This window comes from Novosphingobium resinovorum (assembly GCF_001742225.1).
Lineage (GTDB): Bacteria > Pseudomonadota > Alphaproteobacteria > Sphingomonadales > Sphingomonadaceae > Novosphingobium > Novosphingobium resinovorum_A.
Genome location: NZ_CP017075.1, coordinates 182,679 through 203,865, shown reverse-complemented (window position 1 = coordinate 203,865; position 21,187 = coordinate 182,679). Strand labels below are relative to the sequence as shown.

At 66.2% G+C, this 21,187-nt stretch carries 17 protein-coding genes; 10 read left to right on the top strand and 7 right to left on the bottom strand.

The window, feature by feature from the left end; translation table 11 throughout:
- Positions 1-4 precede the first annotated feature (4 nt).
- The 7 genes from accC to BES08_RS00730 all read left to right on the top strand — a co-directional run bounded on the left by accC (position 5) and on the right by BES08_RS00730 (position 9,375).
- Positions 5-1,357, top strand: a complete 1,353-nt coding sequence (gene accC, locus BES08_RS00760) for an acetyl-CoA carboxylase biotin carboxylase subunit (protein ID WP_008832224.1) — start codon at positions 5-7, stop codon at positions 1,355-1,357.
- 148 nt (positions 1,358-1,505) lie between these two features.
- A complete protein-coding gene (locus tag BES08_RS00755; protein ID WP_069707423.1) occupies positions 1,506-2,453 on the top strand; it encodes an acetyl-CoA carboxylase carboxyltransferase subunit alpha in 948 nt (315 codons plus the stop codon).
- Positions 2,454-2,775: 322 nt separating this feature from the next.
- Positions 2,776-5,403, top strand: a complete 2,628-nt coding sequence (locus BES08_RS00750) for a DUF1592 domain-containing protein (protein ID WP_069709101.1) — start codon at positions 2,776-2,778, stop codon at positions 5,401-5,403.
- Positions 5,400-6,737 carry a DUF1552 domain-containing protein gene (locus tag BES08_RS00745; protein ID WP_069707422.1) on the top strand — a complete coding sequence of 446 codons (1,338 nt, stop codon included), beginning with the start codon at positions 5,400-5,402 and terminating at the stop codon, positions 6,735-6,737. The genes BES08_RS00750 and BES08_RS00745 overlap by 4 nt, the downstream gene beginning before the upstream one ends.
- A 130-nt stretch (positions 6,738-6,867) precedes the next feature.
- On the top strand, positions 6,868-8,172 hold the full coding sequence (locus BES08_RS00740) for an ankyrin repeat domain-containing protein (RefSeq protein WP_069707421.1): 1,305 nt from the start codon (positions 6,868-6,870) through the stop codon (positions 8,170-8,172).
- Between the two features lie 31 nt (positions 8,173-8,203).
- Positions 8,204-8,680 carry a c-type cytochrome gene (locus BES08_RS00735; protein ID WP_069707420.1) on the top strand — a complete coding sequence of 159 codons (477 nt, stop codon included), beginning with the start codon at positions 8,204-8,206 and terminating at the stop codon, positions 8,678-8,680.
- An 8-nt stretch (positions 8,681-8,688) separates the two neighbouring features.
- Entirely contained in the window at positions 8,689-9,375 is a 687-nt protein-coding gene (locus BES08_RS00730) for a cytochrome b/b6 domain-containing protein (protein ID WP_051586665.1), read from the top strand.
- A gap of 146 nt (positions 9,376-9,521) precedes the next feature.
- Here the strand turns inward: BES08_RS00730 and BES08_RS00725 are convergent, their stop codons facing one another.
- From BES08_RS00725 to BES08_RS00710, 4 genes are all read right to left on the bottom strand, one after another.
- The gene (locus tag BES08_RS00725; protein ID WP_083274555.1) at positions 9,522-10,640 is read right to left on the bottom strand and encodes a purine nucleoside permease; all 1,119 of its coding nucleotides are present in this window, start codon (positions 10,638-10,640) and stop codon (positions 9,522-9,524) included.
- 67 nt (positions 10,641-10,707) lie between these two features.
- Positions 10,708-13,173 carry a TonB-dependent siderophore receptor gene (locus BES08_RS00720; protein WP_231958109.1) on the bottom strand — a complete coding sequence of 822 codons (2,466 nt, stop codon included), beginning with the start codon at positions 13,171-13,173 and terminating at the stop codon, positions 10,708-10,710.
- 146 nt (positions 13,174-13,319) lie between these two features.
- Positions 13,320-14,855: an adenosine deaminase family protein gene (locus BES08_RS00715; RefSeq protein WP_069707418.1), complete on the bottom strand. Its 1,536-nt coding sequence runs from the start codon at positions 14,853-14,855 to the stop codon at positions 13,320-13,322.
- Complete coding sequence (locus BES08_RS00710) at positions 14,852-15,961, bottom strand: purine nucleoside permease (protein ID WP_197524411.1); 1,110 nt, start codon at positions 15,959-15,961, stop codon at positions 14,852-14,854. Before BES08_RS00710 ends, BES08_RS00715 begins: the two co-directional genes overlap by 4 nt.
- Positions 15,962-16,253: 292 nt before the next feature.
- Between BES08_RS00710 and BES08_RS00705 the strand changes: the two genes are divergently transcribed.
- The 3 genes from BES08_RS00705 to BES08_RS00695 all read left to right on the top strand — a co-directional run bounded on the left by BES08_RS00705 (position 16,254) and on the right by BES08_RS00695 (position 18,392).
- Complete coding sequence (locus tag BES08_RS00705; protein WP_069707416.1) at positions 16,254-17,195, top strand: LysR family transcriptional regulator; 942 nt, start codon at positions 16,254-16,256, stop codon at positions 17,193-17,195.
- An 82-nt stretch (positions 17,196-17,277) separates the two neighbouring features.
- Complete coding sequence (locus tag BES08_RS00700; protein ID WP_036522491.1) at positions 17,278-17,811, top strand: phosphoribosyltransferase; 534 nt, start codon at positions 17,278-17,280, stop codon at positions 17,809-17,811.
- Between the two features lie 2 nt (positions 17,812-17,813).
- Positions 17,814-18,392 carry an LOG family protein gene (locus BES08_RS00695; RefSeq protein WP_008832237.1) on the top strand — a complete coding sequence of 193 codons (579 nt, stop codon included), beginning with the start codon at positions 17,814-17,816 and terminating at the stop codon, positions 18,390-18,392.
- Between the two features lie 8 nt (positions 18,393-18,400).
- On the opposite strand, the gene BES08_RS00690 is transcribed toward BES08_RS00695, so the two are convergent.
- The 3 genes from BES08_RS00690 to guaD form a co-directional block, all read right to left on the bottom strand.
- Positions 18,401-18,688 (bottom strand): GIY-YIG nuclease family protein, encoded by a 288-nt coding sequence (locus BES08_RS00690; RefSeq protein ID WP_008832238.1) that lies wholly within the window; start codon positions 18,686-18,688, stop codon positions 18,401-18,403.
- Between the two features lie 179 nt (positions 18,689-18,867).
- The gene (locus BES08_RS00685) at positions 18,868-19,878 is read right to left on the bottom strand and encodes an adenosine deaminase (RefSeq protein ID WP_069709099.1); all 1,011 of its coding nucleotides are present in this window, start codon (positions 19,876-19,878) and stop codon (positions 18,868-18,870) included.
- The gene (gene guaD / locus BES08_RS00680; protein WP_008832240.1) at positions 19,875-21,143 is read right to left on the bottom strand and encodes a guanine deaminase; all 1,269 of its coding nucleotides are present in this window, start codon (positions 21,141-21,143) and stop codon (positions 19,875-19,877) included. The genes BES08_RS00685 and guaD overlap by 4 nt, the downstream gene beginning before the upstream one ends.
- Between the last annotated feature and the right edge of the window lie 44 nt (positions 21,144-21,187).

Here is a 21,187-nt window from a genome sequence, read left to right as displayed (position 1 = left end):
TGACATGGCCATCAAGCGCCTCCTGATTGCCAACCGCGGCGAAATCGCGCTGCGCATCCACCGTGCCGCGCACGAGATGGGCATCGAGACCGTCGCGGTCCACTCCACCGCCGACGCCGACGCGATGCACGTGCGCCTGGCAGACCACGCGGTCTGCATCGGTCCGCCCGCCGCCAAGGACAGCTACCTCAACGTCGCGGCCATCATCTCGGCCGCCGAGATCACGCAGGCCGACGCGGTGCATCCCGGCTACGGCTTCCTCTCCGAGAACGCCCGCTTCGCCGAGATCGTCGAGGCGCACGGCCTGAAGTGGGTCGGCCCCAAGCCCGAGCACATACGCACGATGGGCGACAAGGTCGAGGCCAAGCGCACCGCCGGTGCCCTCGGCCTGCCGCTGGTCCCCGGTTCGGACGGCGCGATCGAGGACTTCGACGAGGCACGCGCGCTGGCCGAGACGATCGGCTACCCGGTCATCATCAAGGCCGCTTCGGGCGGCGGTGGTCGCGGCATGAAGGTCGTGAACTCGGCCGACGAGCTTGAGAGCCAGATGGGCCAGGCCCGTTCGGAGGCCAAGGCGGCCTTCGGCGACGCCACGGTCTACATGGAAAAGTACCTCGGCAACCCCCGCCATATCGAATTCCAGGTGTTCGGCGACGGCAACGGCGAAGCGGTGCACCTCGGCGAGCGCGACTGCTCGCTGCAGCGCCGCCACCAGAAGGTGCTCGAAGAGGCCCCCTCGCCCGTCATCACGCCGGAAGAGCGCGACCGCATGGGCGGCATCGTCTCGAAGGCGATGGCCGACATGGCCTATCGCGGCGCGGGCACGATCGAGTTCCTCTGGGAAAACGGCGAGTTCTACTTCATCGAGATGAACACCCGCCTGCAGGTGGAGCATCCGGTGACCGAGGCCATCACCGGCGTCGATCTGGTGCGCGAACAGATCCGCATCGCCGACGGCCAGCCGCTGTCGTTCAAGCAACACGAGATCGAGTTCAAGGGCCACGCCATCGAGTGCCGCATCAACGCGGAAGACCCGTGGAACTTCACACCCTCGCCGGGTCAGGTCACGGGCTACCACGCGGCAGGCGGCATGAACGTGCGCGTCGATTCCGGGCTCTACGCCGGCTATCGCATCCCGCCGTACTACGATTCGATGATCGGCAAGCTGATCGTCTCCGGCCGCAGCCGCAACGGCGCGATCATGCGCCTGAAGCGTGCGCTGGGCGAGATGGTGATCGACGGTGTGAAGACCTCGATTCCCTTGCATCAGGCACTGCTGGAGGACCCCGAGTTCAACTCAGGCGACTACACGATCAAGTGGCTGGAAGACTGGCTGGCGAAACGCGCCGCCGACTGAACCCTTCGCTCGTCATTGCGAGCGAAGCGAAGCAATCCAGGGCAGCTTAGGCGGCTCTGGATTGCCGCGGGGCTATCGCCCCTCGCAATGACGAATGTAGGGTAATGGCCGGCTTCAAGACCAAGCCGAGCGTATTTGAGAGACTGACATGATTTCGTTCTTCGATTTTGAAAAGCCGATCGCCGAGCTGGAAGCGCGCATCGCCGAACTGCGCGCCACCGCCGACGGCAGCGACCTCGACATCGAGAGCGAGATCGACAAGCTCGCCAAGAAAAGCTCCGGCATGCTGGAGGCGACTTACGCCAAGCTGACCCCCTGGCAGAAGACGCAAGTGGCGCGCCATCCGCAGCGCCCGCACTTCGTCGATTACCTGCGCCTGATCTTCACCGATTTCGTCGCGCTGGGCGGTGACCGCCTCTACGGTGAAGACGCCGCGATCATCGGCGGCCTCGCCACGCTGGACGGCCGCAAGGTCATGGTCATCGGCCACGAAAAGGGCCACGACACGACCACCCGCATCAAGCACAACTTCGGCATGGCCAAGCCCGAAGGCTACCGCAAGGCGATCCGCCTGATGGAGATGGCCAGCAAGTTCGGCCTGCCGGTCGTCACGCTGGTCGATACCGCAGGCGCCTTCCCCGGCGTCGAGGCCGAGGAACGCGGCCAGGCCGAAGCCATCGCCCGCTCGACCGAGGCTTGCCTTGCCCTCGGCGTGCCGATGGTGGCGGTGATCGTAGGCGAAGGCGGCTCGGGCGGCGCGGTGGCGATCGCCGCCGCCAACACCGTGCTGATGCTGGAGCACTCGGTCTACTCGGTGATCTCGCCCGAGGGTGCGTCCTCGATCCTGTGGCGCACGCCCGACAAGGCTGCGGATGCGGCGACCGCGATGAAGGTGACGGCGCAGGACCTGCTGGGCCTCAAGGTCATCGACGGCATCGTCCCCGAACCCACCGGCGGCGCTCACCGCGACCCCGCCGCGACGGCACGCGCGCTGGCCGATGCGGTCGGCCGCGAACTCGATGCGCTGAGCCGCCGTTCGAGCGCTGAGCTAGTCCGCCAGCGCGAAGACCGCTTCCTGGCGATCGGTTCGCTCTGATCATCCGTTGTCCCGGACTTGATCCGGGACCGCTGGCCGTGAACGGCACGGCTGTTGGCTTGGGCTGCGGGGGCTTCGACAAGCTCAGGGTGAGCGGAGGTAGCGCAGTATCTCAATCCCGCTCAGGCTGAGCTTGTCGAAGCCCCCCGCGTGTCCCCGAACGCCCCCGCTCCAATTTCTCGCACGCCATGTCCGATTAATGCTGTTGGACCGCAACACCCCCAACCGATAACCCGTCCGCCCAACAGGACCCGTTTCGGCGGGACAGGGCGTGCCGGAAACCCGCGAAAACGCGGGCCCGGCCATGGGGTCGGAAACATCGATGAGCCTTCTCGGGCGACACAACCTCGGCAGGACGACGCTCGCGCTCAGCGCACTCGTCACCGCCGCCACCGTCTACGCCGCAACTCAGGACGCCGCGCCAGACCAGACACCCGGCTTCGCCGCGATGACCCCGCAGCAGGCCGCGAACTTCGTCGAGCCGATGCTGGGCGAATACTGCTCACGCTGCCACAACGACATCGACAACATCGCCGACCTCTCGGTGGAAGACCTGCGCGCCGACGACATCCGCACCGGCAAACACGCCGACGAATGGGAGAAAATCCTGCGCCGCGTCGCCGCCGGAGAAATGCCGCCCCACGGCAAGACGCAGCCCTCGGCGCAGATGCGCGCCGCCTTCGTGAACTGGCTCGACACCTCTCGCGCGGGCTACCTCGCCGCCAATCCCGATCCCGGCCGCCCGGCGCTGCGCCGCCTCAACCGCATGGAATACGCCAATGCGGTGCGCGACCTGCTTGCGCTCGACGTCGATTTCAGCCGCGAACTGCCTGCCGACAACTCCGGCTTCGGCTTCGACAACATCGCCGATGTGCTCTCCGTCTCGCCCACGCTGATGGAACGCTACGTCGCGGTGGCAGGCAAGGTCGGCCGCATGGCCACCGGCCTCACCTCAAGACGCGAGGTGGTGACGACATGGCAGGTGCCCAAGGACGGGTCGGTCCAGAACTCGGGCGTGCCGGCGTATAACGAGCGCGCGGGCGCGATGCTGCCGCTGGCCTCGCGCGGCGGCTATGCCCAGCGCTACTATGCCCGTTACGACGGCCAGTACGACGTTTCGGCCTGGCTCAACGCCAACACCAACAACGAAACCGACCGTCTGGCCGAGGACAAAGTCACCGCCCGCGTGCCGATGCAGGCGGGCTCGCACCTCGTGGCGCTGTCGTTCCGCCGCACCATCGCCCCGTCCGAGGCGGTGCAGGTGCTGCGCAACGATACGGACAAGGTGCCGCTGCCCCTCGACAAGCCGAAGATGCTCCCCCTCGACGTGTGGGTGGACGGCAAGCTGGCCAAGACGCTGAGCGTACCCAGCTACCGCATGCACCAGCGCTATTCGCAGCAGAACTTCCCGCGCGACGTGCTGCAGGTCGATGTGGCGGGGCCGTTCGATGCCGCAGACGTGCCCGACACCGCAAGCCGCCGCGCCGTGTTCCTCTGCCGCCCGAAGAAGGCCAGCGAGGAAGATGCCTGCGCGACGAAGATCATCACCACCCTCGCCCGCCGCGCCTGGCGCCGCCCGGTCGCCGGCTTCGACGTCGCTCCTCTGCTGCGCATCTACGCCGAGGAGCGCAAGGCATCGGACTTCGAGCACGGCATCGAGGCGGCGCTGGAAGCCGTGCTGGTCTCGCCTGAATTCCTCTTCGTGGTGGAGCGCGATCCGCAAGGCGCGATGCCCGGGAGCGTCAACCGCGTCTCCGACCTCGAACTGGCGACGCGCCTGTCGCTGTTCCTGTGGAGTTCGATCCCCGATGATCGGCTTCTGACCATCGCCGAGCAGGGTAAGCTCAGCCAGCCCGCCGTACTGAACGCCGAGATCGCCCGCATGCTCGCCGATCCGCGCGCGAAGGCGCTGACGACGAACTTCGCCGGGCAATGGCTCTACTTGCGCAACCTCGACCAGCAGCGCCCCGACACCGAGGTGTTCCCGAAGTTCGACGTACGCCTCAAGTCAGCCATGGCGACCGAGACGGAGATGTTCTTCGCCGACGTGCTGCGAAGCGACCGCCCGGTGCTGGACTTCATCAGCGCCGACTACACCTTCCTCAACCAACGCCTTGCCGAGCACTATGGTATCCCCGGCGTCTCCGGCCCCGCGTTCCGCCGCGTGGCGCTGCGTCCCGAATGGCATCGTGGCGGGTTGCTGGGGCAGGCCAGCGTGCTGACCGTTACCTCCTACGGAAACCACACCAGCGTGGTGAAACGCGGCAAGTGGATCCTGGAGAACATGCTCGCCGCCGCGCCGCCCCCGCCGCCCCCGGACGTGCCCGCGCTCAAGACCAGCCACGACGGCCGCCTGCTCACCGCGCGCCAGCAACTCGAACTGCACCGCGCCAACCCGACTTGCGCCGCCTGCCACGTGAAGATGGATCCGATGGGCTTCTCCCTCGAGAATTTCGATGCGGTCGGCCAGTGGCGGACGGTGGATGCGGGCCAGCCGATCGACACGATCGCGACGATGCCCGACGGGTTCAAATTCGACGGTCTCACCGGGCTCCAGCAGGTTCTCATGGACCGCAAGGACGAGTTCACCCGCGCCTTCACCGAACGGCTGATGACCTATGCGGTGGCGCGCGGGCTTTCGGCCAACGACATGCCCACGGTGCGCGCGATCGCCTCTGCGGCGGCGGCGGACCAGTACCGCATCCAGACCATCGTGCGCGGGATCGCGCAAAGCCCCGCCTTCGCCCTGCGCCGCGTGCCGCAGCCGTTCAAGGCGGCCTATGGCCAGACCCCGCGCCTGCCCCTTCGACAAGCTCAGGGTGAGCGGGGTTGGGGTTATGTCTCTGGCAAAAGCGCTCTCAATTCCGCTCAGGCTGAGCTTGTCGAAGCCCCGTCGGCAAGGCCCGCCGCCCTGTCTCTGATCGCCATTCCCCGGAAGGCCCTGAAATGAGAGTGATCCGCCCCGCCCTCTCGCGCCGCACCGTGCTGCGCGGTGCCGGTGCCGCCATGGCGCTGCCCTTCCTCGAAGCCATGATGCCGAGCGCCAAGGCCGCCGACTTGTCCTCGCGGCCCAAGCGGCTTCAGGTATTCTACTCACCCAACGGCATGACGATGCCGGACTTCCTGCCCACCGCGACAGGGGCCGATTACGTCCTGCCCTCCTCACTCCAGCCCCTCGCGCCTCACCGCGAGCAGATCGCCGTCATCAGCGGCCTCGGCCATCCGCAGGCCGCTGCCATGGGCGACCGACCGGCAGGCCACGGACGCTCGTGCCCCGCTTTCCTCACCGGGGCGCACGCCAAGCAGACCGAAGGGCCGGACATCCGCGCGGGCGTGTCGATGGACCAGGTCTTCGCGCAGCATCTGGGCGATGCCACCCCGCTCGCCTCGCTGGAGCTGGGGATCGACACCGCCAGCCTGCTCGGATCGTGCGACATCAACTATTCGTGCGCCTATACCAACGGCATCTCGTGGCTCACCCCCACGGTGCCGCTGCCGGTCGAGGCGAACCCGCGCGCCGTGTTCGAGCGGCTGTTCGGCGATGGCGACACCGATGAAGCGGGCCGCCTCGCCCAGTTGCGGCGCCAGTCCTCGATCCTCGACTTCGTGATGGACGACACCCGCCGCCTCTCGGGCCAGCTGGGCATGGAGGACAAGCGCAAGCTCGACGAATACCTCGACGCCACCCGCGCCATCGAGAAGCGCATCCAGCGCAGCGCCGCTTCGCCCGCCACCACGCAGGCCGCCAACCTGCAGCAACCCGCAGGCATTCCCGACGACTTCGCCGAGCACGTCAAGCTGATGATCGACCTGCAGGTGCTCGCCATGCAGGCCGACGTAACCCGCGTCGGCACGTTCATGATCGGGCGCGAACTGTCGAACCGCACCTATCCGGAGATCGGGGTGCCGGATTCGCACCACATGCTCAGCCACCACGGCAACAACCCGGACAAGATGGCGCAGTTGGCGAAGATCAACCGCTATCACATGGAATTCTTCGCCTATTACCTCCAGAAGATGAAGGACACGCGCGATGGCGAGGCCTCGCTGCTGGACCGCACGCTGGTGATCCGGGGCTCGGCCTTCGGCGATTCCAACGAGCACGACTACATGGACCTGCCGGTGATCGTCGCGGGCGGGCTGGTGAAGGGCGGGCGCCACAGCCGGGTCGAGAAGGGCACCACCATGTCCAACCTGATGCTGGCGGGCCTGCAGACGCTGGGCGTGCCCGCCGCGAAGTTCGGCGACAGTACGGCGCCCTTGCGGGAACTGACCGATGCGTGAGCCTCCTCGTCGTCCCGAACTTGCTCCGGGACCGCCGGCCGTGAACGGCCCACGCCCCGGCAAGGCGCATCACGCGACGCCGCGCCTAAAGATCGCCACCGGTCCCGGAGCAAGTCCGGGACGGCGAGCATTGACCGCCCTGGCTTGCCTTATCGCCACGCCCGCGCAGGCCGATACCTTGGCCGATGCCCTCGCCACCGCCGATCCGATCACCGTCGAGGGCGCGCTGAAGGCGGGTGCGGATGCGAACGCGCCGTTGCTCTATGGCGAAAGCCCGCTCGCGCACGCCATCGAGACGCAGGATCCCGCGCTCGTCGCCGTCCTGCTGAAGCATGGCGCGAAGCCGAATGTCATCGATGCCGAAGGCCTCACTCCCCTCTCCCTCGCCTGTGAGCGCGGCAGCACGGCCATTGTCGTGCAACTGCTCGACGCTCGCGCCGATGTACGCAAGCCCGGGCCTGACGGCGTCACCCCGCTCGCGGTCTGCGCGCGCTACTCGGGCGCAGAGACCGTCACGCAGATGCTGGCGAAGGGCGCGAAGGCCGACAGCCTCGATGCGCGCGGACAGACGCCGCTGATGTGGGCCGCCTCCGCCGGGAACCTCGGCGCGATCGCCGCGCTTCTCAAGGCGGGAGCGAAGGTGAACCGGGCCACCGGGGAAGGCTTCACTCCGTTGTTCTTCGCCATCACCAGCGGCTCGGGCGAGGCGACCCGCGCCCTGCTCGATGCCGGAGCCGATACAACCCATCGCGGGCCGGAGAACACCAGCGCCCTGCAACTGGCGCTCTACCAGAAGAACTGGCGCGCCGCCGAAATGCTGGCGCCGCTGGACTTCGACCTCGCCGAGCGCGACCGCAACGGCGAACAGCCGCTCCACGTCGCGGCGAAGGGCGGCGACACGGCGCTGATCGACCTGCTGCTGGCGAAAGGCGCGGATGTGAACGGCCTCACCGGCCCTTCGCGGATCAAGTGGGTGACGGAGGCGAACTTCGGCATGCCGCCCGCCCCCGTACCGCCCACACCGCCCCTGCTGCTGGCCGCGCAGGCCGGGCAGGTCAAGGCGATGAAGCGTCTTGTCGCAGGCGGAGCGAACCGCACTTTCGTCGCCGAGAACGGCGTCAACGTCGTCCTCGCCGCCGCTTCGGGCCACAGTGCGGCGGCGCTGGAGGAGGCGCTGGCATTGGCCCCCAATGCCAATGTCGCCGACGCGAAAGGCACCACGCCGCTGCACCTGGTAATCGGTGGCGGCATGCACGACCAACTCGGCGCGATGCTCAAGGTGCTGGCCGCGCACGGCGCGAAACCTACCCTCGCCAATGCGCGCGGCACAACGCCCGCGCAGATGGCCGAAGGCGGACTTGCGACGGTAAAAGCGGTCTACGATCAAGTCTTTGGCCAAACGGCCGCGCCTGTGTTAGCCACCAATCGTCCTTGAATCCCAACAAACCGATCAGGATCGAAAAACCATGACGCTTTCCAACAAGCTCTCGCTTGCCGTACTCGGCGTGTCCGCCGCCGTTCTGACGGTGAGCGCGACCGTCGCCATCGCCGCCTCGCCCGCCGAGACCGCCATCGCCACCCGCCACGCCAACTTCAAGAAGATGGGTGGCGCCATGAAGGTCCTCAAGGACCAGCTCGCCAGCGGCTCGATCGACAAGGTCCAGGCCGTCGCCGCCGCCAAGACGCTGGCTGCCACCGGCCGCGCGCAGGTTGGCCTGTTCCCTAACGGCTCGGGCCCGTCTTCCGGGGTGAAGACCGAAGCCCTGCCCGCGATCTGGACCAACCGCGCCGCCTTCGACGGCGCCATGAAGACCTATATCGCCCAAGCCGACAAGCTGGTCGCCGTCGCGGGCACCGGCAATGCCGCGGCCATCGGCGCGCAGTTCAAGGCCGTCGGCGGCGCCTGCGGCTCGTGCCACAAGCAGTTCCGCGCCGACGACTGAGGATACGCATGACCCGCTCCACTACCCCCGTCTGGGACCCGACCATCCGCCTGTTCCACTGGCTGCTGGTCGCGCTCATCGCCTTTTCGTGGTGGAGCGGGGAACAGCATGACCTCGAACGCCATCGCCTGTCGGGCTATGGCATCCTCGCGCTGCTGGTGTTCCGCGTCTACTGGGGATTCTTCGGCCCCCGTACCGCGCGGTTCTCCAGCTTCGTACGCGGGCCGGGTGCGGTCGCGGCCTATTTCAAGGGCCTTGGCCACCGGACCGCGAGCCATGCCGACGGGCACAATCCGCTTGGCGGGTGGAGCGTGGTCGCCATGCTGCTGGCCGTCGGCGCGATGGTGACGGCGGGGCTGTTCGCCAGCGACATCGACATGCTCTACGACGGGCCGCTGGCGACGTACGTGTCGTTCGACCAGTCCTCGGCCGCGTCGGACCTGCATTCGACGATCTTCAACGTGATCCTTGCGCTGGTGGCGCTGCACGTGGTGGCGGTGGTGTTCTACCTTGCGTGGAAGCGCCAGAACCTCGTGCGGCCGATGGTGACCGGCAAGCGCCCGGTTGCTGCGGGAGAAGACGTGACGGACCTGCGCTGGTCGCCGGTCAAGGCGCTGATCGGCATCGTCATCGCCGTGGCCTTCGCATGGGTAGTCTCGACCGGCTTCCAGTTCGGCAACGCGCCCGCCTATTGAGAACTCCCACCCCAATGAATTACATCGTCGTCATCCCCGCGAAGGCGGGGACCCATCTGATGTCCTGGCAACGGGCACCGTCAGGAGATGGGTTCCCGCCTTCGCGGGAATGACGACGAAAGTTTCAATACAGGATTGATCGCGCCTCAGGGCGTCGCGTCCTTATAGCGGTCCCAGTTGCCGAGCAGTTCGTCGACCACCTTCGAGCCCACGGTGTAGAGGTTCTCCACAGCCGCCTCGAGCCCCGCATAGCCCTCGTTTTCGCGCAGCAGGTAGGTCGCCGCATCGACGCCCGGCGGCGGCATCGTGAAGTTGGAACCGGCGCGCACCACCAGCACGCGGTCACGGTCGGCGCGGCCCACGGCGTCGAGGTAAGTCATCGCCTGCATGACGCCGGTGTCCTCCATCGCCGAAGTCACGAACTCGCCCTGCCCGCCGCTCCAGTAGCGAACCCAGTCGTTGGCCCAGTCGGTCAGCTTCTCACCGTGCCAGAAGGTCATGGCGGAGAGCGTATCGCCCTCAAGGACGAAGGGCGCTTCCTGCGCGTGCGGGTAATCGACGAACTTCGCGCGTTCCGCGGCGATCGCCGGAGAGTCGGGAAGCTCGATGTTCTTCGTCAGCTCATAAGCCCACTTCTCGAGGCTGGGATTGACCTGGAACATCTCGCCGCCGGACGGATCGGGCTTCGTGGTCTTGTCGTTCGGCCCCTTGGTGTGACGGGCAAAGTAGCCGGTCTTCCAGTCGGCCGGGATTTCGCGTGCGTCGATCTCGTGCGCGAGGTCACCATCGACGACGTAGCGCGCCCAGGCGACCGAGCCGATCGAAGCATCCTCGGGGTCGATTCCCGCGATGCCCGCGACGAGCCAGTAGGCCTGGCTCAGATCGAAACGCGGATCGAGGCCGAGCGCCATCGTCGCCGCCGTCGAGCGCGCGGTGCCGATCCCGGTCACCATGCCGAGCACCTGCGTCTCGGGATTGTAGTAGAGGTCGTGGAACGACTGCGGGAAGGGAATACGCTGGGTCAGGCCGCGGCGCGCCTTCCACAGCTGGAACTCGCCCGCGACGTCGCCCTCGTCCTTGCCGATCTCGAAGAGCGAGACGATCACCACCTTGACCGGCAGCGGATGGTCGCAAGGCGCGCCGGGATCGCAGTCGGCGACGGCGGAAGTCGTGGGTGGCGATGCCGTGGCATCGGCGGCGAACGCCGGGGTGGCCGCAGCGAGCACGGCGCCCGCCATGAGAGTCGCGAGCGTCTGGGAGCGCATGGGTAACCTTTCGATTCAAACCGCAAGAAGGGAGCGCCGGCGATCGCCGACGCTCCCTCTCGGGGGATCAGAACTTGTACGTCAACGAGGCCTGGAAGCTGCGCGGCAGCTCCGGCAGGACGATCGTGGAGCCGAACAGTTCGGTAAAGTTGGCACGGAAGTACTTCTTGTCGGTGACGTTCTTCACGACCAGACGGGCGAGCCACGGGCCGGTCTCGTACGAGATGGCCGCGTCGATCTTGGTGTAAGCGGGCAGCTTCACCGCCTGCGACTGGCCCGAGTAGACCGAGTCCACCTTCACCCCGCTGGCGCTCAGCGCGAGGCCGTTGTCGAAGGCATACGTCGCTGTCAGCGAGTAGAGGTTGGTCGGGATACCGGCACGGCGCGAGTCGCTCTTGCTGGTGATCGGCACGAGGCCGATCGGCTGGCCGCCGAGGTAGAGCGACGGATCGCTGACGTTGACCAGATCCTCGATGCCGAAGAAGCTGAACAGCGTGCCATTGGTCAGCGCGGTCAGGTTGTAGACCTTGGTGCGCGTGTAGCCACCGGTGATCAGCAGGTGCTTGTCCACCGACCAGCGGAACTCGGCTTCGAGGCCCTTGGTCTCGACCGACTGGTTCACCGTGACCGACTGGATGTTGTAGTCGGTGCGCTTCTGCTTGTAGATCGACACCGCCGCATAGAGGCGATCGTCGAGCCAGCTTCCCTTCAGGCCGCCTTCGTAGAGCTTGGAGGCCGAAACGAAGGTCTGTCCGGCGATGTCGCCCGGATAGAGTTCAGCGCCCTGCCCGGCGATCACGGTCGACTGGCGCGCGATCGTGGCATAGGGGATCAGGCCGTAGGGCAGCTTGTAGTTGGCGCTGGCCGACCACGACCATGCGCCCTTGTTACCGCTGGCGCTGTCGGGAATGCCGTCCGCCCGATTGGATGCGACCTGCGCCGCTTCCATCTTGCCGATGTTGTAGGCCGACTTCGCCTTGAGGTAGTCGTAACGGGCACCCACCGTCACATCGAGACCGAAACTGAAGTCGAAGTCCGCAAGCGCGGCGATCGAGTAATCGGTGTAGTGGCCGGTGACATAGTTGGTGTAATCGCAGTCGCACTCGGTCGAGAGCAGGCGATCCGACGCCGGGGTGTAGCCGACGGTCAGGTCGACGCGGTGGAAGTATTCGTAGTTGAAATCGTCACCGTGCTTGAAATTGGTGTAGCGGATCGACGGCGATACCTGGAACGCGAATTTGCCGATGTCGTTCTCGAACTTGTCCGAGATGACGACCTTGTTCTCGATCGCGTAGGAATCGTGGAACTGCGAGAAGCCGTAGGAATTCTCGTTGATGTTGTCGTACGAGTCGAAGAAGAACTGGTTCTTGATCTCGAGATCGCCGGCACCCTTCCAGATCAGGTCGGCGTAAAGCGTACTGCCCTTGTTATCGAGGCGATCGTTCTTCCCGGTCAGCGTCTTGCGGCGGCTGAGCTTGGCGGTGCCCACGTTGGTCAGGTTGAGCGCGCTGTTCGGCGAGCTAGTAAAGCATGCGTCCGTGATCGACGATGCAAACACCCCGCCACCGCAGGCGAAGCCGCCGAAGATCGACATGCCGCCGGGAACCGCCGCGTTGATCTCGCCCTGCGAAATCTGGCCGTCGCCGTTGGTGTCGAGCGGCTTTGCCGAGCCGGTAATGTACGTGCCGTTGTCGACGAGGTCCTGCGTCAGGCGGTTCCAGCCGCCGTTCTGCTGGCCCTTGTAGTTCTGGTACATGCCGCCGAATTCGAGGCGCAGGTTGGGCGTCAGGTCGGTGTCGAACGAACCCTGCAGGATCGTCTGACGGGTCGACATGTTGTCGTAGTAGCTGCCCGAATCCTCGACTTCCGCGAACAGGCTGTAGCCGAATTCCTGCGTGCCGATCTTGCCGGGGCCGCGCATTTCGGCCTTGATATCGGCCTTGCGCCAGCTGCCGCCGGTCATGGTGACTTCACCCTCGGGGCTGGCGAGGTAGGAACCGCCCTGAACGCGCGCCGACTTCGGCACGAAGTTCATGTAGCCGCCGGTCTTCGACGGACCGTAGATCGGCGAGGCCGGGCCGCGCACGATGTCGATGCGCTCGGAGGCGCCGATCGGGGTTGGATAGTTGCCGGGGTTGTCGAGACGGCGCATGCCGCGGAAGTAGATTTCGCCCGGAGTACCGCGAATGTCGAGCGCGCCGCCGACGCCGAAGAACGAGTTGGTGAACGTGCCCGGCGACTGCGCGACGAGGTCGTAGATGTCGGTAATGCCGAAGCGTTCCATCTGCTCGGCGCTGATGGTGGAGACCGAACGCGGCGTCTCGGTCACGGTCTTGTCGAAGCCGAAGACGGTGCCGACACCCTCGATCGGCAGAGCGCCGAGCGAACCGGTGACGACGATGTCCTTGCCGTCCTCGGTGGTTTCATCGGCGGCCGCCTGAGCCAAAGCCGGTGTCGTCAGCGCAGTGCAACAAAGCAGCGCGCTCGCGGCCAATACCGTCTTGCGCGCAGTGAAACGGATCATATCCCTCATGGTATGCCCCCTTGATACGGCGGGAACGGTCCTTGCCGCCCGCCGCGTGCTGTTGTGTCCCTCCTCTCCCGCACTTCTCTGTGCAGTTCCCTGTTTACGGTGCGCCGTTGCTTTGACGGCAAGCATCCGCGATCGCGGCGGGGAATTCAGTCCCCCGCCGCTCCCTGTCTGGCCTTGAACCGGTCGAGCGAGCGCTCGAACCGGTCGAAGTTCATTTCCAGCCGTGCCTGCAGCGTGGCCTTCTCGTTCTTTGCGAGAAATGCCTTGCAGGACCCGGCCGTGAAATCCGTCGCGCACGGCGCCACCACTGCTCCGTAGCGGCGGTCCGCCCACAGGCTCGCGCCCGGTGCGAAGGAATATTCCAGGCTGTTGCGCGCCAGTTCCTTGAGGTCGGTGTAGTGCAGCCCCTGTTGCTGCACCGCGCGGACATGCTCGTTGGTCATGTCGGAACGCAGCACGCCCTCGTCGTCGGTGGAGAGCATCACCGGCACGCCCATCGAGCGGTAGAGGTGCAGCGGATGGACGCCGCCCTCCACGCCCAAGATTACAGCGTTGCTGGTGAGATTGATCTCCACCCCGATCCCGTCCCGCGCCATGCGGGCGAGGGTTTCGGGGGCGTTGACTTCATAGGCAATGTCGACGCCGTGGCCGATGCGCTTGGCACCCGAGGCGACGGCCTTGCCGATATGGTCCTCGAGATCCTTGGGCGGCACCAGACCGAGCGCGAGTTCGCCCGCGTGCATGGTGACGTTGACCTTGGGATACTTCGCTTCGAGGAAGCGGAACATCGCCATGTGCAGGTCGTAGTCGCGCAAGGCGACCGGATCGTCCTCGGGCATGACGATGTTGACGCCGACGAAGCGCGGGTCCTTGTCCGCCAGCACGAAGCCCGCGAGCATCGAGCGCCACACGACCTGCGGCGGCAACCCGCGCATGGCCGAGTAGATGTAGTGCATCGCCACGCCGCAGCCCGGATCGGCCGCCTTCGTGCCGCAGCCGAGGCGCTTCTTCGCGAAGGCTTCCTCCTCGTCCACTTCCGCGATAGCCGGCGCGACCAGCGCCTGAGCCGCCGGAAGGTCGCGCTTGTAGGCGGCGGCAATACCATCGACGCCCAGCGGAGCATCGGGCGCGGACAGCATGAATGGCGTCGTGCTGTCCGGATTGTGCATCAGTTCGACGTAGACGAGGTTGTTGCGGCCCGCGCTGGCGAAAGCGTCGGCCAGCCAGCGCGCGTCCTCTCCGTCCGCCGCAGGACCGAACTTGCGGAAGCTGGAGAAGAACTGGTTGTGGCCGGAGACCAGAGCCGGGCCGATGCCCTTCTGGAAGCCCCGCGTAGAGATCGCGTCGATCAGCTTCGCGTAAGTGAACGGGTCCTTCTCGGCCATCGGACCGATCTGGAGTTCGGCGGGACACGGCCCCGGCACGATGCGGGTGATCCCGGCGTCCGCGCACATGCCCTTGGCGGCGGCGACCTTGAGGAAGTCCTCCGCATAGACCGAACCGCCGAGGTGGTTGTGCAGATCGCCGCCCTTGGGCATCGCCTGCAGGAACACGCGCAGCCGCCCGGCATTGCCCGCCATTTCGTCGAGCATGGCAGACGCCGCCGCCTCGTCCGCATGCGCGGCCGGAGCCGCGAGCGGCAAGGCCAGCGTCGTCAGCAGGGTGGAAACGAGGCGCCTCACGGTACGGGGGCCTCCGGTACGGCGTTCTCGTATTTGTCCCAGTGCTTGAGCAGTTCGTGCACGACCGGCGCGCCGACGAGGTAATTCGCCTCGAACGCGGCCTTCTGGCCCGCGCCTTCGTTGGCGACGCTCTCAACCGCCGAGATGCCCGGAGGCGGCATCGAAGGGTTGGAGCCCGTGCGCAGCACCATGACACGGTTCGCATCGACCAGACCGTTCTTGGCCGCGATCAGGATCGAGCCCTGCTGGATCTGGCTTTCCATGTTGGTCATGGCGAAGCGGCCCTTGCCGCCGGTCCACAGTTTGACCCAATCGCGCGCCCACTGCGTGCGGCTCGGACCATGCCAGTAGCGCAGGCCGCCCAAGGTCTCGCCCATCAGCACGAACGGCGGCTTCTGCGCATTGGGCCAGCCCTTCCAGCGCGCGCGGTCGGCCTTAAGCTCCGGCGAATCGGGGATTTTCACGTCCTTGCTGAGACCATAGGCCCAGTAAGCGAGCCCCTGATTCAGCTCGGCCGACATCGACAGCTTGCGGGTGTCCGTGAAGCCGGCGAAGTCCTGGGTGGCTCCGGGCAGAGTGTTCGGCTTGTCGGCGCCGATCGCGAACAAGCCATAAGGCCAGTCCTTCGGTACTTCGCGGTCGTCGAACTCGCGCAGCTTGTCGCCGTCGACCACCCAGCGCGACCACGCTGCGCTGCCGACCGAGGCCAGCTGCGGATCGACGCCGGAGATGCCGGTGAACAGCCAGTACGTCTTCGTGAAATCGAAGCGCGGGTCCATCAGCAGCGCGGTCAGCTGGTCGGACACGCTGCCGATCATCGTGTCCGGGCTGCCCCAGACCATGCCATAAAGCCCGTCAGCATTGCGGCGCAGCGGGTGGAGCGTGCCCTTGACCGGGATCACCTCGTCGAGATGCTCGCGCTCGGCCCAGGCCTGGAATTCACCTGGGGCATCGCCCTTGTCCTCGCCCGGCTCGAACGTGGCGACGACGATGACCTTCACCGGAATCGGCGTGACCTTGGGAATTTCCGGCAAGGCAGGCTCCGCCGCTGCCGCAGCGACGGGCGCAAGCAGGCCCGCTGCTGCGGCAAGCGCCAGCGCACGCAAGGAAGCCCTCAAGGGGCGGCCGGATCGATAAGCAATCATTGTAACTAGAACCCCGAGAACGGGGGGCGCACCCGCGCAGGTTCGGTGGATTCACCCGGCACCGGCGCGCCCCCTTACCAAAAGTGCGGCTCCGGCGACCGACGATCCCCCTGTAGGGAGAGGATCGGGAAATCGCGTTCGTCGGATCGCACCTTCCGGTATTGCTAGCGGTGGTACGGCACAGGAGATAGTGCTAGCAAACGCAATGAATCCCACGGTCCGTTGCAAAAATTAGAGCAGGTCTAAAGTCGCCATGCCCGCCTTTTCCCGTTTTCTGCGCTATTTCATGGTCGTCGGCCGCCACGGTTCGATCCGCAAGGCCGCCGACGAACTCAATGTCTCGGCCTCCGCCATCGCCCGCCAGATCCTCAACGTCGAGGCGGAGATCGGCACACCCCTGTTCGAGCGTCTGCCCACCGGCCTGCGCCTGACGGCGGCGGGAGAGATCATGATGGCGGCGGGCAACCGCTGGCAGAAGAACATGCAGGACATCCGCGCGCAGATAGAGGACTTGCGCGGGCTCAAACGCGGTCACGTGGACTTCGCCATCATCGACGCGCTGGCCAAGGGCTACATTCCCTCGGTCGTCCGCTCGGTGCAGGAACGGTATCCGGGCATTACCGTCGGCGTGAAGGTTCAGGCCAACGACGAGGTGCGCAAAGCCGTCGCCAGCGGCGAGGTCGATTTCGGCATCCTGTTCGAACCGCACAGCTACCGCGACCTGACGGTACGCGCCTTCGTGGAAGTGGTTCTGGGCTTCATCACGCTGCCGGGGCACCCGCTGGGCGAACTGTCCGAGGCCCGCTTCTCCGCCGCCATCGGCGAGCCGCTGATCGTCCCGGCCGAAGTTCTGGCGATCAGCCAGCAGATCGCCGTCCTCGAAGGCACGACAGGCATGGACATGAGCCGGATCGCGACCTCCGACAACATCCAGATGATCGCCTCGCTGGTGCAGGCCGGGGCGGGCGTGGGTATCCTGTCCTCCCTCGACGTGATCACCGAAGTGCAAGCGGGCCAGGTGTCCTTCACCCGCATCTCCGACGCGCTGCTGCGGCCGATGACGCTGGCGCTCTGTACCAACTCCGCGCGCACCCCTTCCTATGCGGCCAGTCTCGTTCTGTCGGAGATCGAGAACGGGTTCGCGGGCCTCAGCTATGTGGAATCGATGCTCTCGACGGAAGAGAACGACGCATGATGCTGCTCACCCGGTTGCCCTTGCGCCATAGTGTCCCTATCGGCACACCTTTCCCGACATCGCCGGACAGGATTCGCTCCGCATGAGCCAGACCGAAGAACCGCAACTGCATTACCTCGAATACTACGAGGACTTCCTCGCCAAAGTCCGCGTGCTCTCGCGCAAGATCCGCGAAGGCGAATGGCAGCCCGAATTCATCATCGGCGTCGGCCGCGGCGGCCTCGTGCCGGCGGTCTACATCTCGCACCAGCTCGAAGTGCCGATGCTGTCGATCGACCACTCGGCCAAGGTTCCCGGCTTTGCCGACGAACTGCTCGGCAAGGTCGCAGGGATGACCGCCGAGGGCAAGCGCCTGCTCTTCGTCGACGACATCAACGACAGCGGCGGCACCATCGAGTACATCCGCAATCTGCTGGGCGACAACGGCTGCGATGCCGAAAACCTGCGCTTCGCGGTGCTGATCAACAACACCCGTTCCAAGGCCGTGGCCGAACTCTACGTCGACGCCATCGACCGTGACGAGGACAAGCGCTGGTTCGTGTTCCCGTGGGAATCGGTCGGCACCAAGGACGCCATCGTCGAGGAAGCGCGCTCGGTCCCCGAGAGGCTTGGCTGATCATGCGGATCTGCGTCTATCTCGGCTCCTCTGCGGGCGTTAATCCCCTGTATCGCGAAGCTGCGCACCAGTTCGGTACGCTGCTGGCCAAGCGCGGCATCGGCCTCGTCTACGGCGGCGGCATGGTCGGCCTGATGGGCGTGGTCGCGGACGCGGCCTGCGCGGCGGGCGGCGAAGTCATCGGCGTCATCCCCGAGGCCCTTCGCGCGCGCGAGCACGACCACCAGGGCATCACCGAGCTTCACGTCGTCAAGACCATGCACGAGCGCAAGGCGATGATGGCCAACCTCTCGGACGGTTTCGTCACCCTGCCCGGCGGCATCGGCACGTTCGAGGAAATGTTCGAGGCGTGGTGCTGGACGCAGCTCGGCTATCACAACAAGCCGGTGGGCCTGCTTGACGTGAACGGGTTCTACTCGGGGCTGGGCCAGTTCATCGACAACGTGGTGGAGGAAGGCTTCCTCCAGCCGCGCCACCGCGCGATGCTGATCGTCGAGAAGGACCCCGAGGCGATGATCGATCGGATCGTCAACTTCGTCCCGCCCGAAAACGAGCACTGGCTCGGCGCTCAGGACGTTTAGAGCCCGATTTACAACAACCCGGACAGGTCATCCCATATCGGATTGACCTGTTCTATCAATTCCAGTTTCCACTCTCGCCGCCAGGCCTTCAGCTGCTTTTCGCGCGCGATGGCCTCCTGAATGGAGCCATGCGGCTCGACCAGCACCAGCCGGTCGATACCGTAGCGCTGGCAAAAACGCGATCCGCGCCCTTCGTAATGCTGGTGCATCCGAACATGAATGTCGTTAGTGACGCCGACATAGAGCACGCCGAAGGGCCGGTTCGCCATGATGTAGCTGAAGCCGCCTTTTTCCATAGCGCGAAGCATGGCCAGGCTGGCGAGTGAGGATCAACCCGGTGGCGAAAGTTTAATCCTCGTCGTCCCGGACTTGATCCGGGACCGCTGGCCATCAACAGCCCACTTCGCTGCACGCGCTGCAAGCTCTCACCTAAAGACAGCCACCGGTCCCGGATCAAGTCCGGGACGACGGCAGGTTACCCTGCGGCGTAAGCCTCCAGCCGCTCGACATGCCGTGCGACCATCTCCTGCGGCAGGAAAGAGCCGGTGAAGCTGTTGCGCGCCAGCGTCACCAGGTCATCGCGCGAAAGCCCCCTCGCCTCGGCGACGGCCCGGTAGTTGTCCGCCACGTAGCCGCCGAAATAAGCCGGATCGTCGGAATTCACCGTAGCCTTCAAGCCCTCCGCCAGCATCCGGTCCAGCGGGTGATCGGCAAGGTCCTTCACCACGCAGAGCTTGAGGTTCGACAGCGGGCAGACCGTCAGCGTCATTCCCTCGGCTGCGAGGCGCGCAACCAGCGCTTCGTCCTCCAGCGCGCGGTTGCCGTGGTCGATGCGGTCGACGCCAAGCAGGTCCAGCGCCTCGTGGACGTAGGCGGGCGGGCCTTCCTCCCCGGCATGGGCGGTGATCTTCAGGCCCTTTTCGCGCGCCGCCGCGAAGACGCGGGCGAACTTGGCGGGCGGGTGGCCGACTTCCGAACTGTCGAGCCCCACCGCCGTGATCCTGCCCAGCCAGGGCTCGGCCATCTTCAGAGTGGCGAAGGCGGCCTCTTCCGGCAAATGGCGCAGGAACGAGAGAATAAGCTGCGACGTCAGGCCGAATTCGGCCTCGGCCGCCGCCATTGCCGACAACAGGCCCTCGATCACTTCGGCAAAGGGAATGCCGCGATCGGTGTGGGTCTGCGGATCGAACATGATCTCCGCATGGACAACGCCGTCCGCCGCAGCGCGCGTGAAGTACGCCATCGCGAGGTCATGGAAATCCGCGCGGGTGCGCAACACGTCGGCGCCCGCGTAATAGATGTCGAGAAAATCCTGCAGGTTCGAGAAGTCGTAGGCGGCGCGCACCTCCTCCACCGAGGCGTAAGGAATGGCGACATTGTTGCGCTGCGCCAGCGCGAACATCAGTTCGGGCTCGAGGCTGCCTTCGATGTGGAGGTGCAATTCGGCCTTGGGAAGGCCGGCGATGAACTGGGCAAGATCGGTCATGGTGTCCTTTTGTACGCGCATTCGCCCAGCAGGTAAGTACGGGAAATGGCGCGCTCGTCGCCGAGGATCTGGAGTGCGAAGAGCCGCGTGGCAAGGTCCGCGCCTTCTGTCCGTCGCTCCATCAGCGGCGTGGCGGCGCTGTCGAGCACGACGAAGTCGGCTTCCTGCCCCACTTCCAGCGCCCCCACGCGGTCGGCGATGTGCAGCAGCGAGGCGCTTCCCGCCGTGGCGAGATAGAGCGCGCGGAACGGATCGAGCCGGTCCTCGCGGGCCAGCGCGGCCTGGTAGGCGAGCCCGGCGGTGCGCAGCATCGAGAACGACGTGCCCGCCCCGACGTCGGTGCCCAGGCCCAGCCGCAGCGCGTGCCGGTCCGCCTGTCCGAAGTTGAAGTGTCCGGACCCAAGGAACAGGTTGGACGAAGGACAGACTGCCACGCCCGCGCCGCTCTCGTGCAGGCGCGTGCAGGCCCGGTCGGACAAGTGGATGCCGTGCGCGAAGACCGAGCGCGGCGTGACCAGTCCGAAGCGGTCGTAAGCATCGAGGTAGTCGGCGCTGTCCGGGAACCGCGCGGCGACGGCGGCGACTTCGTGGACGTTCTCCGACAAGTGCGTGTGCATCAGCACGTCGGGATGCTTGGCCAGAAGCGCGCCTGCGTCGGCCAGTTGCGCATCGCTGGAGGCGAGCGCGAAACGCGGGGTCACCGCGTAGCCCAGTCTGCCCCGCCCGCGCCAGCGCCGGATCAGCGCCTCGGTTTCGGCCCGTCCCGAAGCGACGGTATCCTGCAGGCCTTCGGGGCCGAGGTCCATCAGCACCTTGCCGGAAACGATGCGCATTCGCCGCTCCAGCGCGGCCTCGAACAGGGCATCGACCGACTGTTCGTGGACGGTGGGATAGACCAGCGCGCTGGTGGTTCCGTTGCGCAGCAGTTCGTCGAGGAAGAACGCCGCCACGGCATCGGCGTGGGCCTTGTCCGCGAACGCCTTTTCCGCCGGGAAGATGTGCTTGTCGAGCCAGTCGAGAAGCTGTTCCCCGTAGGAGGCGATGCGGTCGGTCTGGGGGTAATGGACGTGCGCGTCGATGAAGCCGGGCACGACGAGGCCGGGCAGCATTTCGACATCGGGATACTTGTCCGCGAGGTCCGGGTAAGCGCCGCGCGCGATGACCACGCCATCCTCGACGACGAGCAGGCCGTCGGGTTCATGGCGCACGGCATCGGGCGCGTCATGCGGGACCGAGAGCAGTTCGGCGCGATAAGCGCGGATCATGCCCGCGTCGTCCCGGACGTGATCCGGGACCGCTGGCCGTGAAC

What these genes read in the sequence shown, in the direction of transcription:
- BES08_RS00705 (WP_069707416.1), top strand. Translation starts at nt 16,254, where the DNA reads ATGCCCGCCTTTTCCCGTTTTCTGCGCTATTTCATGGTCGTCGGCCGC.
- accC (WP_008832224.1), top strand. Translation starts at nt 5, where the DNA reads ATGGCCATCAAGCGCCTCCTGATTGCCAACCGCGGCGAAATCGCGCTG.
- BES08_RS00690 (WP_008832238.1), bottom strand. Translation starts at nt 18,688, where the DNA reads ATGGAAAAAGGCGGCTTCAGCTACATCATGGCGAACCGGCCCTTCGGC.
- BES08_RS00725 (WP_083274555.1), bottom strand. Translation starts at nt 10,640, where the DNA reads ATGCGCTCCCAGACGCTCGCGACTCTCATGGCGGGCGCCGTGCTCGCT.
- BES08_RS00700 (WP_036522491.1), top strand. Translation starts at nt 17,278, where the DNA reads ATGAGCCAGACCGAAGAACCGCAACTGCATTACCTCGAATACTACGAG.
- BES08_RS00745 (WP_069707422.1), top strand. Translation starts at nt 5,400, where the DNA reads ATGAGAGTGATCCGCCCCGCCCTCTCGCGCCGCACCGTGCTGCGCGGT.
- BES08_RS00730 (WP_051586665.1), top strand. Translation starts at nt 8,689, where the DNA reads ATGACCCGCTCCACTACCCCCGTCTGGGACCCGACCATCCGCCTGTTC.
- guaD (WP_008832240.1), bottom strand. Translation starts at nt 21,143, where the DNA reads ATGATCCGCGCTTATCGCGCCGAACTGCTCTCGGTCCCGCATGACGCG.
- BES08_RS00695 (WP_008832237.1), top strand. Translation starts at nt 17,814, where the DNA reads ATGCGGATCTGCGTCTATCTCGGCTCCTCTGCGGGCGTTAATCCCCTG.
- BES08_RS00755 (WP_069707423.1), top strand. Translation starts at nt 1,506, where the DNA reads ATGATTTCGTTCTTCGATTTTGAAAAGCCGATCGCCGAGCTGGAAGCG.
- BES08_RS00685 (WP_069709099.1), bottom strand. Translation starts at nt 19,878, where the DNA reads ATGACCGATCTTGCCCAGTTCATCGCCGGCCTTCCCAAGGCCGAATTG.
- BES08_RS00750 (WP_069709101.1), top strand. Translation starts at nt 2,776, where the DNA reads ATGAGCCTTCTCGGGCGACACAACCTCGGCAGGACGACGCTCGCGCTC.
- BES08_RS00720 (WP_231958109.1), bottom strand. Translation starts at nt 13,173, where the DNA reads ATGAGGGATATGATCCGTTTCACTGCGCGCAAGACGGTATTGGCCGCG.
- BES08_RS00735 (WP_069707420.1), top strand. Translation starts at nt 8,204, where the DNA reads ATGACGCTTTCCAACAAGCTCTCGCTTGCCGTACTCGGCGTGTCCGCC.